The sequence below is a fragment of the uncultured Cocleimonas sp. genome, assembly GCF_947495625.1.
Classification (GTDB): domain Bacteria; phylum Pseudomonadota; class Gammaproteobacteria; order Thiotrichales; family Thiotrichaceae; genus Cocleimonas.
This window is the reverse complement of record NZ_CANLZW010000044.1, coordinates 1-12,895: the sequence shown is the minus strand read 5'-3', so window position 1 is coordinate 12,895 and position 12,895 is coordinate 1. Positions and strand designations below refer to the sequence as shown.

At 41.0% G+C, this 12,895-nt stretch carries 11 protein-coding genes; 9 read left to right on the top strand and 2 right to left on the bottom strand.

From position 1 onward, the window contains the following. Positions 1-243 precede the first annotated feature (243 nt). The 7 genes from Q1A31_RS18745 to Q1A31_RS18715 all read left to right on the top strand — a co-directional run bounded on the left by Q1A31_RS18745 (position 244) and on the right by Q1A31_RS18715 (position 7,325). Positions 244-765, top strand: a complete 522-nt coding sequence (locus Q1A31_RS18745) for a M23 family metallopeptidase (RefSeq protein ID WP_299880564.1) — start codon at positions 244-246, stop codon at positions 763-765. A gap of 76 nt (positions 766-841) precedes the next feature. Beyond that, entirely contained in the window at positions 842-1,540 is a 699-nt protein-coding gene (locus tag Q1A31_RS18740) for a response regulator transcription factor (protein ID WP_299880561.1), read from the top strand. Positions 1,541-1,564: 24 nt separating this feature from the next. Continuing rightward, positions 1,565-3,175, top strand: coding sequence for a HAMP domain-containing sensor histidine kinase (locus Q1A31_RS18735; protein WP_299880558.1), 1,611 nt, complete (start codon positions 1,565-1,567; stop codon positions 3,173-3,175). 42 nt (positions 3,176-3,217) lie between these two features. After that, positions 3,218-3,694: a nuclear transport factor 2 family protein gene (locus Q1A31_RS18730; RefSeq protein ID WP_299880555.1), complete on the top strand. Its 477-nt coding sequence runs from the start codon at positions 3,218-3,220 to the stop codon at positions 3,692-3,694. Positions 3,695-3,788: 94 nt separating this feature from the next. After that, positions 3,789-4,796, top strand: a complete 1,008-nt coding sequence (gene hemB, locus Q1A31_RS18725; RefSeq protein ID WP_299880552.1) for a porphobilinogen synthase — start codon at positions 3,789-3,791, stop codon at positions 4,794-4,796. Between the two features lie 236 nt (positions 4,797-5,032). Continuing rightward, a complete protein-coding gene (aroE, locus tag Q1A31_RS18720; protein WP_299880549.1) occupies positions 5,033-5,875 on the top strand; it encodes a shikimate dehydrogenase in 843 nt (280 codons plus the stop codon). Between the two features lie 49 nt (positions 5,876-5,924). After that, complete coding sequence (locus tag Q1A31_RS18715; protein WP_299880546.1) at positions 5,925-7,325, top strand: DEAD/DEAH box helicase; 1,401 nt, start codon at positions 5,925-5,927, stop codon at positions 7,323-7,325. A gap of 322 nt (positions 7,326-7,647) precedes the next feature. Here Q1A31_RS18715 and Q1A31_RS18710 read toward each other — a convergent pair whose 3' ends face one another. Next, positions 7,648-8,091, bottom strand: a complete 444-nt coding sequence (locus Q1A31_RS18710) for a CopD family protein (protein WP_299880544.1) — start codon at positions 8,089-8,091, stop codon at positions 7,648-7,650. Between the two features lie 298 nt (positions 8,092-8,389). Here Q1A31_RS18710 and Q1A31_RS18705 point away from each other — a divergent pair, with 298 nt between their 5' ends. Continuing rightward, entirely contained in the window at positions 8,390-9,748 is a 1,359-nt protein-coding gene (locus tag Q1A31_RS18705) for a dicarboxylate/amino acid:cation symporter (protein ID WP_299880541.1), read from the top strand. A gap of 198 nt (positions 9,749-9,946) precedes the next feature. Here the strand turns inward: Q1A31_RS18705 and purH are convergent, their stop codons facing one another. Continuing rightward, on the bottom strand, positions 9,947-11,515 hold the full coding sequence (gene purH / locus Q1A31_RS18700; protein WP_299880538.1) for a bifunctional phosphoribosylaminoimidazolecarboxamide formyltransferase/IMP cyclohydrolase: 1,569 nt from the start codon (positions 11,513-11,515) through the stop codon (positions 9,947-9,949). A gap of 92 nt (positions 11,516-11,607) precedes the next feature. Between purH and Q1A31_RS18695 the strand changes: the two genes are divergently transcribed. Further along, positions 11,608-12,816, top strand: coding sequence for an MFS transporter (locus Q1A31_RS18695; RefSeq protein ID WP_299880536.1), 1,209 nt, complete (start codon positions 11,608-11,610; stop codon positions 12,814-12,816). Positions 12,817-12,895: the final 79 nt, after the last annotated feature.

The following is a 12,895-nucleotide window of genomic DNA, read 5'->3' as shown; positions in this document are numbered from 1 at the left end:
CACCAAGAGCCAGAAAAGTCCATCGTAAATTCCGTAAGGAATTGTCGGTGTGCAATGTTAAATCTGAATTTGGTGTTGTTGAAATTGCTTAAATAATGCCTATATAACCTAGATGAAATTTAGTAAATCTTTAGGTTATCATATCCTAAGCTCTCTTCGCGGTGAATAGATCGAGCTGTGATTTGCACCATATCTGCACATTTCATTCGCTATATATGCAATTCATGGTGTTTTACTAACAGCATGAACTTTTCACTGATCAATAAAATCTTTATCATGCTACTTGTTATATTCAGCTTTGGTTTTGTGTTGCCAGAGCAACGCAAGATACCCGTCGAGAATGCGTCGCCAAAGGATTGGAATTCCGAATCTTTTTGGTATTACCCATGGGGTAAATCCAGAACACATAAAGGCATCGATATCTTCGCTAAAGAAGGAACACCAGTCAAAGCATCTACAGGTGGTTTTATCCTATACAACGGTAAAATTTCCATGGGTGGCAATGTGGTGTTTATGCTGGGTCCAAAATGGCGTTTTCATTATTACGCACATTTAAAAGACAGCTCCAAAAGACGATTTGGTTTTGTCGATGCAGGTCAGCAAATCGGTTCGGTGGGTACGTCAGGAAATGCAGCCGGTAAATCGCCGCATTTACACTATTCGATTAAAAGCATGTATCCTCAGGTCTGGAAGTATGATGCAAAACAGAAGCAAGCCTGGAAGCGCACGTTTTTCGTTAACCCTGATGAATATTTGCGTTTGTAGGCGCTGATACTAATTAACGAATTTTAAGCAATAATTGTAGGCAATAAAGAACTTCACTAAATAGAATATATAAACAATGACTCAGAAAAAAATATTGGTTGTAGATGATGATCCACATATTCGCGAAGTAATTACATTTGCGCTGGAAAAGGCTGAAATGTCTGTGACTACGGCAAACGATGGCAGACAGGCACTACAAAGTTATACCGATTCTCCGGCTGATTTGATCGTGCTGGATATCAATATGCCAGAAATGGATGGTCTTGAATGTTGTCGAGAGATTCGTAAAACCTCTGAAGTCCCTATCTTGTTTTTATCCTCACGCGATGAAGAGATCGATCGGATTCTTGGTCTGGAGATTGGCGGTGATGATTACGTCACCAAACCGTTTAGCCCACGTGAACTGGTTGCCAGAATTAATGTGATACTTAAACGAACGCAGGCTATACAGCCTCAGCCTCAAACGGATGATAAAACGCTGACTCACGGTAAGTTGGTATTAGATACAGAACAGCACGCGCTTTGGTGGGATAAAATTGCGGTTTCATTGACCGCAACAGAATTTGCGATGCTGGCACAAATGCTAAAACAGCCAAAACGTGTTTTCAGTCGCGATGCCATAATGCAGGGTTCGTATCAATACAATGTGTTTGTCAGTGACCGCACGATTGATAGTCATATCCGCCATATCCGCTCTAAATTCTCTGAGGTGGGTTGTCATAAAATTATCGAGACTCAACACGGTGTGGGTTATCGTTTGAGTGCTTGTGAATAAAGTCGCTCTAAGAATAGTCAATTAATGCGAATAGACGCTAAACAACGAGTGAGAAAACTCTTCCGCTTACGCACCATCTTGCTGATGGTGATGCTCTCGGTATTACTGTTGCCATTAGGGAGTTTGTACTTCTTTCGGTTTTACGAAAATGTATTAGTGCAAAAAACCGAGGTAGAATTAATCACTCAATCTGCTGTTTTCTCTTCGCTGTATCGTGAGTTTATTGGACATAATAATCCTCAGGATAATGGTGTCTACACGCCGGTAGAGCCACAACTCGATCTATCTAAACAAAAGATATTACCGCGCCGTCCTCAAGCCAGATTAGTATTAAGTAGTTTTGAAGACACTGATCTTAGTCCTGCACAAATTGCGGGTGAGCGTATGCAAAATATTCTACTCAGTACACAAAAAGTCACTTTGGCTGGAATGCGAATTCTGGATAATCAGGGGTTGGTGGTAGCTGGACGAAGTGAAATAGGTATGTCGCTGGCGGATATTCCAGAAGTCCAACAGGCATTGAAAGGTGAATACGCTGCGGTACTGCGTGAGCGTATTTCTGATGAGCCACCACCGTCGATTGCTTCTTTAAGTCGTGGCACGGGTATTCGCGTATTTACGGCTTTTCCGATAATTGATCAGGGGCAAGTGTATGGGGTGGTCTATCTTTCTCGAACGCCGCAGAATATCCTCAAACACTTGTACAGCATTAAAGAAAAAGTCATCTTATTGTCCTTGGTGTTGCTCGGTTTAACGGGCTTGATCGTTTTGTTTATTTCATCGAGGTTATCGCGTCCCATTCGTGAATTAATCGAACAAACACAAAAAGTAACCAGTGGAGAAAGTGAAACGGTTGAAGTATTAAAACAACCCGGTACCTATGAGCTTTCAAAGTTATCGAATAGTTTCGCCAAGATGTCACAAACGTTACACGAACGTTCGCAATATATTCAGCAGTTTGCTTCACATGTGTCGCATGAGTTCAAAACGCCGCTTACATCTATGCAGGGCTCTTTGGAGTTGTTGCAAGAACATGGCGATGACATGCCAAAGGAACAACATCAGCGCTTTATCAATAACCTACAGGATGACACGGAACGCCTGAAGCGCCTGGTTAATCGTTTGTTAGAACAGGCACGTGCGGACTCTTTGCAAGGGAGTGCAGAGTCAACCAATTTACTTGATTGCATGAAAGCCATTGAGTCACGTTACGCTGACGAGAACATACAATTCAACTATTCAGGTCTGGAACTGGATAAACAGGTGAGTATCGGTAAATCGTCATTGCAAAGTGTGATCAGTAATTTGGTTGATAATAGTTTGCAGCATGGTGCAACAGAAATTGATATAGATTCAAGCATATCTGCCACTGATAAAAATCGAATAGCCATTTCATTTCACGATAACGGTAAAGGTATTTCAGAAGCGAATCGTAATCGGATTTTCACACCATTTTTTACTACCAAACGAGAAACAGGTGGTACTGGTTTGGGCTTGGGAATTATTGAATCCATTCTTAAAGCCTCTAACGGAACTATAGAGAATCATGAAGTAGCTACTAGTGATCAATCTACTGAAATATCTAATAATAATAGTGGCGCTAAGTTTGTTATAAATATAGGACTAGTACATTAGAGATTCCTTAATCTTTAATAAACTTTGATGTATTATCCACTTATGACTAAACAGAATTCAGAATACTACTTTGCGACAGCTGATGAAGCTGAAGCAGCCTTTTACTCAGCCTTTGAAATGGGCGATAAAGATTTAATGGAAGCGTTACTAGCTGACGACAATGTCAGTTGCATTCATCCGTCTTCAACACCGTTAGTGGGCAAAGATGATGTGCTTGCAAGTTGGGATCAGATCTTACCTACAATGGCAGAATCCGTGATCAAAATTGATGTGCTTAATCGTACCAATATTAATGGTATTGCAGTACATTTGGTCTCTGAGGTATTTGCAGAGAGTCATGATATTGATTCAGAATTTTCACAGGCTTTATCGACTAATGTGTACATCCTTCAAAAAAATGGTTGGAGATTAATGATGCATCACGCTTCGTTTGTTTCTGATGAAGAATATACCGACGAAGAATTATTAGAAGAAGCCGAAGAATTGATGGATTACGAGATGTCGCAAACCGTTCATTGATTTAGCCTGTCATCCTTTTCAACTTCAACGAAAAGCTGATCAACCCTAGGATTAATTCTAGGTTAGTTAAAAAATAAGCTGGAAGAGTTTTACTATGCCAATTACCACTGGTTCATTCCCCAATTCAAGAATGCGACGTATGCGTCGTGATGATTTTTCGCGACGTTTAATGCGTGAAAACACACTGACGACTGATGACTTAATCTATCCTGTTTTTGTTATTGAGGGTGAAAATACCCGTGAAGCTGTAGCCTCGATGCCAGGCGTAGATCGCTTAACGCTAGATCTTCTTGCTGAAGAAGCAAAAGAAGTGGCTGCCTTAGGTATTCCTGCGATGGCGATTTTCCCTGTAGTTGGTGACAGCAAAAAATCTGATTTGGCGGAAGAAGCTTATAATCCAGATGGACTTGCACAACGCGCGGTTCGAGCAATCAAATTGGCAGCACCTGACTTAGGTGTGATTACTGATGTCGCGCTTGATCCATTTACTTCGCATGGGCAGGATGGATTGATGAGTGCCTACGGCTACATCATGAATGATGAAACGGTTGAAGTTTTAGTCAAGCAAGCAGTTTCACATGCCGATGCGGGTGCCGATGTGGTTGCACCGTCAGATATGATGGATGGACGCATTGGATCAATACGTGAAGCATTAGAAGCAGCGGGTCATACCAATACTCGAATTCTTGCATACTCTGCTAAGTACGCTTCTGCATTTTATGGACCCTTTAGAGATGCCGTTGGCTCATCGGGTAATTTAGGAAGTGGCAATAAATACAGCTACCAGCAAGATCCTGCGAACAGCGATGAAGCACTTTATGAAGTTGCGCTGGATTTACAGGAAGGCGCAGACATGGTAATGATAAAACCAGGCATGCCTTATCTGGATATCGTGCGACGTGTTAAAGATGAATTCAAAGCGCCAACTTATGTGTACCAAGTTAGCGGCGAATATGCGATGTTAAAAGCAGCTTCTATCAATGGTTGGCTGGATGAAGAAGCGGTAGTGATGGAAGCCTTGCTTGGAATGAAACGTGCGGGAGCAGACGGGATTTTGACGTACTTTGCCAAAGATGTAGCTAACTGGTTAAAGAAAACTTAATCATTCCAGTTATTCATTTAAAACAGAACTAAATCGCGCTAGTTAGATCTATAAGACACTAAATTAGCAAAACCAGTATATTTAATTAATTCAAAGTCACCCCCCCACTTTTAGGCAGTTTTTTATACACTTCTGAAAAAAGGCCTAAAAGTGGGGGGGTGTAAATTCTCACACATTAATCAAAAGTTAATTAGAACCCATGATTGACTTGAGAATGACACACAGGATTCACACAAATGGATAAATACGCCGTTATCGGTAACCCTATCGCTCACAGCAAATCACCGCAGATTCATCAGATGTTCGCGCAACAAGCGGATGAAGATATCATGTATGAAGCATTGCTATCACCCACAGATGAATTCAAAGAGACGGTTGAAGCTTTTCGTAAAGGTGGAGGAATGGGTCTTAATGTAACCGTACCCTTCAAACAGGAAGCGTGGGAATTGGCAGATGAATTAAGTGATTACGCCAAAAAAGCGGGAGCCGTAAATACCTTGGTATTTAGAGAAGATGGCACTATCTATGGCACCAATACCGATGGAATTGGTTTGGTTCGTGATCTGGTAGAAAATCATTACAGCCAGATACAGGGAAAACGTATTTTAATCCTTGGAGCAGGTGGTGCAGTCAGAGGCATTCTACAGCCGTTATTAATGCAATTGCCGAGTCAGATATTTATTGCCAATCGCACCCCGGAACGCGCTACAGAATTAGTCGCTGATATGCAGGAATTAGCCCAACAGAATTCGCCTGTGTGTGATTTGGCGGGTGGCGGCTTCAATGACATCGAAGGCGAATACGATTTAATCATCAATGGCACAGCGGCTAGTCTTCAAGGAATCATGCCGCCGATCCCCGAAAGCTGTTTAGCGTCAGGAGTGCATTGTTATGATATGATGTACGGAGGTAGACCAACTGCATTTGAATTTTGGTGCGAAGATCATGGTGCTGCTAAAGTAATGAACGGGCTGGGGATGTTAGTTGAGCAAGCCGCGGAATCATTTTCAATCTGGCGTACTAAGATGCCGGACACTAAACCTGTGCTAGAAGCTATGCAACTATCGTGGCTCGCATAAGGAAAGTTCAATCATGTTGATTAGAGCTTTCATAACATAGAAATAATAAATGAATAATACGAAAGAAAATACGACAGAAAGCGAAACAGTAGACCTACACCAAACACATTTAAGTGATGTCAAATTTGCAGATTTGCCATTACTGCCAGAATTAAAGTCAGCAATCAGTGAGATGGGCTTTGAATATTGTACGCCCATTCAGGCTAAAACCTTGCCAATCAGTCTCGAAGGCAGAGATATCGCCGGTCAGGCTCAAACAGGAACCGGCAAGACAGCGGCATTTTTACTAGCGGCGTTTCAACATTTAATCAAACACCCAAAACCGAATAAGAATAACCGCAATCAATCTCAGGTGCGTTTTGTGATACTTGCACCAACGCGTGAACTAGCGATTCAGATTGCTAAAGACGCTGAAGCGCTCAGTAAGAATACCGAATTAAAAATTGCCTTGGCATACGGTGGCACGGGCTATGACCAACAACAAAAAGCCATAGAGGCAGGTGTTGATGTTCTGATTGGAACACCAGGCCGCATTATTGATTACTGGAAGAAAAAGGTATTTAGCCTGCATGAATGTCAGGGTTTAGTGCTTGATGAAGCTGACCGTATGCTCGATCTTGGTTTTATTCAGGATATCCGCTTTTTATTGAGACGTTTGCCGAAACCTGAAAAACGTCTCAGCATGATGTTTTCTGCGACGCTGTCGCATCGTGTCATGGAATTATCCTACGAGCACATGAACCAGCCTGAAAAACTGGAAATAAAAGCCGAAGCAGTTAATACCAAGAAAATTGCACAGTATGTGTACTACCCATCTAACGATGAAAAAATCCCGCTTTTGATTGGTTTGATTCAAAAATTAAAGCCAGAGCGTGCGATTGTTTTTGTAAATACCAAGCGTAATGCTGAAACCATTGATGATTTCTTACGCGGCAATGATATTCAGGCAGTACTTATTTCGGGCGATGTGCGCCAGAACAAACGTCAGAGTTTGCTAAAAGAATTTGCAGCAGGCAAGCATCAGGTACTGATTGCTACAGATGTAGCCGCGCGTGGATTGCACATTGATGATGTATCGCATGTTTTCAATTATGATTTACCTCAAATCGCTGAAGATTATGTGCATCGTATTGGTCGTACCGCACGTGCAGGTGCATCGGGTGAAGCACACAGTTTTGCTTGTGAAGACACTGCCTTCTACTTACCTGAAATCGAAGAATACATCGGTATGTCGATAGAGATGGCGAGTGTAACTGCAGAATTACTCGCTGATGATTTGAAACCACGTAAGCGTATTACCCGTGATCGTGTACCACAAAGACCAAATAATAACGGTAACAAACCTGGTCAGAAATTCTCTGGTAAGCCACGCAAAGGCGGTGGCGGTTACAAAGGAAAGAATCCTCGCAATAAGTCAGGGAATCAATCGGATAAGCCAAAAGCTTCTTAAAGCAGTTTAAGTACAGCTAAGTACAGCTATGTACAGTTAAGAATAAGTGTAAAAAAGACCTTAAAGTAGGGGGGGTAACATACCTTCCTACTGTTTTTGAGTGAAAATCTAAAAAACTCAGATTCAATACGCTATTAATAGTGCTATTAATCACTCAGTAAATCTCTATTAGATTCACTCTCATAGTAAAGCTCCGCTCTAGTAATCTCTAAAAGTTTTCATTCTGATTTTGCTAATCGCCCATAAAAAAGCCCCCAAAGTAGGGGGCTGATTCAATTCTTATTTAGAAATTCTTATGTTTCAGTAAGAATCATAAAGATTGTTACTGAAAGAATTTACCTGCGGTAGCAATGATAATCGTCAAAATACCGATCACGGTATTAATACCAACGAGCATTCTAATCTGACCTAATGCTTTGCCACCTTCTGGCCAGTTTTCTGCAGCCACGGCTTTCTTTAGTTTGTTGTATGGCGCAAAAAACACGTGCATAAATATAAACATCATGATTATTCCCAATCCCATCATGCTGTGAATATAAATAGCTTTAGGGAATTGCGTCATCATCCATAGTCCCGTGACTAAAACAACGACTACACAGAGCCACACCCAAGGGAAAAAACGTTTAAAGGTGGCAACCCAAAGGCGCAATCTTAATGGAGGTTCTAAGGTAGATACTGCTGCCGGACGTAATGCCTGATGTGCAAAAAACATTCCTCCAACCCAAATGACTACAGTGATAACGTGAAGTGCTAATGCAATGGACATGTACATAATAAACCCTGATTTTTAGATTGCTGTATTTTCACAAAGAAAAACCAAACTAACAAGATAAGTTAAATAATTCATGGTTATTAAATTAAAGCGTTTTTATGACGAGAAATTATTTGGTTCAAAATACTAAATTTATAATTTTATTATTTTGCATACCAACACAGATTATCTGTACTACACTTTTTTTAATTGTATTGAGGAATGCCATTAAAAAATAATAAAAATAGTCTTATTTACTAGGAGGAACGGTTAAGTTTTTTTATCAGTTTTTAATTAGTATGGAGAGATATTTATGAGTGAACAGAAAAAAATGAGTCTGACGGTAAAAGTACTGTTGGGCATGGCTCTGGGGATCATAGTGGGGTTAATTCTTAATCTCACAGGTTTGATTTCAAATTCGTTTGTCGACACTTATATCGTTAATGGATTGTTTCATGTCGTTGGCAAGATGTTCGTTAACGCCCTTAAAATGCTCGTTGTACCGTTAGTATTCTTCTCCTTGATATGTGGTGTTTGTGGTATTGGCGATATCAGAATGCTGGGTCGAGTCGGCGGTAAATCATTTGCGCTTTATATGATGACTACTGCTATCGCGATTGCTACTGCAATCATCATCGCGGTTAGTTTCGGTATTGGTAAAGGTATGAATGTAGATTCTGCCGCGGCTTTTACGGGTAAAGAATCTCCTCCATTGACGCAAGTTTTGATCGATATCATTCCAACGAATCCTGTTAAATCAATGGCACAGGGTGATATGTTGCCGCTGATATTCTTCTCGATTCTATTGGGCATTAGCATGCTATTGGTAGGTCGAAAAGCCAAACCCTTTGTAGAAGGTGCAGAGATTGCCAATGAAATCATGATGAAGATGGTTAACATCGTCATGGCAGTTGCTCCTTATGCGGTATTCGCGTTGATTGCAAAAGCAGTCGCTACCTTAGGTCTAGACCTGTTAGCTTCATTAGCCGGTTATGTCTTGGTATTAGTTGGCGCATTAATGTTCCATCTGTTTATCACGTTAATGATTGTGCTTAAGGTTTTTTCCGGTTTGAGTCCCGCCATGTTCTTGAAGAAGATCAGGAATGTTCAGGTATTCGCCTTTAGTACGGCAAGTTCTAATGCGACTATTCCTGTAACGATGAGAACAGTGACTGAACGCTTCGGTGTGAATAACTCAGTCGCTTCCTTTACCGTTCCATTTGGTGCAACCATCAATATGGATGGAACAGCCATTATGCAGGGTGTTGCCACCGTGTTTATTGCCAATGTCTATAATGTTGAACTGGGAATGAGTGGCTATTTAACCGTTATTTTGATGTCAGTGCTGGCCTCAATAGGAACAGCCGGTGTACCGGGTGTTGGTTTAATCATGCTGTCGATGGTATTTACCCAGGTTGGTTTACCTGTAGAAGGTATCGGTTTAGTCCTTGGTGTGGATCGTCTCATGGATATGATTAGAACCGCCGTTAACGTTTCAGGCGATGCAACCGTTTCTACGGTAGTGGCTAAAAGTGAGGGTAAGTTAGATATTGATGTCTATAATGACCCGTTAGCTGGCACTTACAATGAAGAAGATATTGGTGAGTTCGATGCTGAGGTTGAGAAAGAAATGGCAGAAGCTATCGAAGCTGCACATAAACGAGATCGGTAAGTTGGTCTCTACTTTAAGTTGACTTAATTTAGCTTAAGCAAAGTAAGCTAATATAAATAAGCTAATTTAAGGCATAAAAAAAGCAGAGTATTAACTCTGCTTTTTTTATGATTTGGAAAGGGTTTTTAATTCAAACAGTTATCGATAATTGTTATATCAAAACTTAAACACACCCCCCCACTTATGGGCAGTTTTTTATTAATGTCTGAAATGACGCATTCCAGTAAACACCATTGCCATGTTAGCTTCATCAGCGGCTGCAATCACTTCTGCATCACGCATAGATCCACCGGGTTGGATGACAGCAGCAATACCTGCATCTGCTGCGGCATCAATACCATCACGGAAAGGGAAGAAGGCATCAGAAGCCATAACAGAATCTGTTACTGTTAGCTCAGCGTGTTCGGCTTTAATACCCGCAATACGTGCTGAATTAATACGGCTCATTTGGCCAGCGCCAACACCGATAGTCATTTGATTTTTTGCATAGACGATTGCATTTGATTTAACAAATTTGGCAATTTTCCAGGCAAACAAAAGATCACGCATCTCTTCATCAGTCGGGCTGCGTTTTGTCACTACTTCAAGTTTTTCATAAAGTTGTAAATCAGCATCTTGTACTAATAAACCGCCATTGACGCGTTTAAAATCTAAACGAGCGATTGATTCTGTAAAGCTACCGCATTCAAGTAAACGAACATTTTCTTTGCTGCTTACTGCTTCGCTTGCTGCGTTAGATACACTTGGTGCAATAATTACTTCTACGAATTGCTTATCGATAATCGCTTGAGCAGTCTTTTCATCCAACTCTTTGTTAAACGCGATAATGCCACCGAACGCTGATTCCGGGTCTGTGCTAAATGCACGTTCGTACGCTTCCAGAATGTTATCTCCGGTTGCAACTCCACAAGGGTTTGCATGTTTTACGATGACACAAGCAGCTTCTTTATCAAACTGCTTAACGCATTCTAAAGCAGCATCGGTATCAGAAATATTGTTGTAAGATAGTTCCTTGCCTTGTAACTGTTTTGATGTGGCAATATTCGCTTCGTGTTGATTTTCTTCAACATAGAAAGCTGCAGACTGATGTGAGTTCTCACCGTAACGTGTTGTTTGTGCGAGTTTAAACTGTGTATTAAAAGTAGAAGGGAAACCTTTAGGCTCGCCATTCTCAACGATTTTACCTAAGTAATTCGCGATCATGCCATCATAGCCAGCAGTGTGTTCGAAGGCTTTAGTAGCTAGCTTGAAACGAGTGTCTTTAGAAATACTTCCGTTATTTTCTTCAAGCTCTTTCTCTACAGTCGCGTAATCTGATGGATTCACAACGATAGTGACATGTGCATGGTTTTTCGCGCTGGCACGAACCATTGTTGGACCGCCGATATCGATGTTTTCAATCGCATCTTCAAAACTACAATCTTCTTTAGCGATTGTTTCAGCAAATGGGTATAAATTAACAACGATAAGGTCTATAGGTGTGATGTCGTGTTGTTGCATCACAGCATCGTCAGTTCCTCTGCGAGCGAGAATACCACCGTGTATTTTGGGGTGTAGTGTTTTAACACGGCCGTCCATCATTTCAGGAAAACCTGTGTAGTCTGAAACCTCAATTACAGGCACATTATTATCAGCCAGTAGTTTTGCGGTGCCACCTGTAGAAAGAAGCTCGATGCCTTTAGCATGCAGGTTTTTGGCAAATTCTAACAAACCAGTTTTGTCAGAAACACTTAATAATGCGCGTTGCACAGGACGGTTATCAGCCATTTAATTAAATCCTTATATCGAAAAAATAGAATGGACGGAGTATCGCATACCCTCTATGGTGTGGCACTTCGTTTCTGAAAAAAACTTTAGCTATGAGCGCACTAATAAGCACAGATAAAATGCCATTTTCCGTGTATTTGCTGGCCATTTGTCAGGCCTTATTGATGAGTGGTTCATCGTTATTGATAACGGCATCTGCCTTGGTAAGTCTGACCTTAACGGATGATAAAATACTGGTTACCCTACCATTGTCGTTACAGTTTCTGGCGCAGATGTTAACCAGCATCCCAGCGTCATTACTGATGGGTAAATGGGGAAGACGTGCTGGTTTTATGTTTGGCAGTTTGTTTGGGATTACAGGCGGTTGTTTGGCTGTGTATGCGGTATTTACCACTAATTTCTGGTTGTTCGCTGTTGCCTCATTTTTGATTGGTATTTTTAATGGATTCGGTACGTATTTTCGTTTTGCCGCTGTTGATGTGGTCGCAGTAAGTAATCGTGCTAAGGCAATCTCTTATGTGATGGTCGGCGGTGTGATTGCGGCATTTATCGGCCCAAATCTAGCAAACTTTGGTAGAGGTATGATTGAACTAATACCTTTTGTTGGTGGTTTTGTATACGTCACAGGGCTTTACGTTATAATTTTTATTGTGTTGTTTTTCATTAAGTTACCACCAGCTTCTATATCTGATTTACAACATACAGGTCGCCCATTAAAACAGATCGCTATACAGCCTACCTATATTGTGGCGGTAATCTGCGGTATGTTGGGATATGGCGTTATGACTTATGTTATGACCGCCACACCATTAGCGATGCATCACCACCAACATGCATTTGATCAAACCGCTTTTGTGATTCAGTGGCATGTTCTTGCGATGTTCGCGCCTTCTTTCTTTACCGGAACGATCATTCAAAAGGTTGGTGTCATTAAAGTCATGATAATAGGCGCAATATTGGCACTGATATGCACTGTGATAAATCTATCTGGTACATCAGTCTGGCACTTTTGGGTAGCTTTGATAGCTCTCGGTATTAGCTGGAATTTCTTATTTATTGGGGCATCGACGCTATTAACTGAAACCTATAAACCTGAAGAGGCAGCAAAGTCACAAGCGTTAAATGATTTTATGGTGTTCTCGATGGTAACGATTGCATCATTATCGGCAGGTGTTTTCCAAAACAAGTTTGGATGGGAATCGGTCAATATTGGCGGGATACTTTTTGTGGGCGTTATATTGGCAAGTATTTTCTGGTTAGTAAGAATGCCGTTGGAGAAACGTTTAGCTGCTAAGGTTTGATTAAACAAACAAACAAACAAACAAACAAACAAACAAACAAACAAACAAACAAACAAACAAACAAACAAACAAACAAACA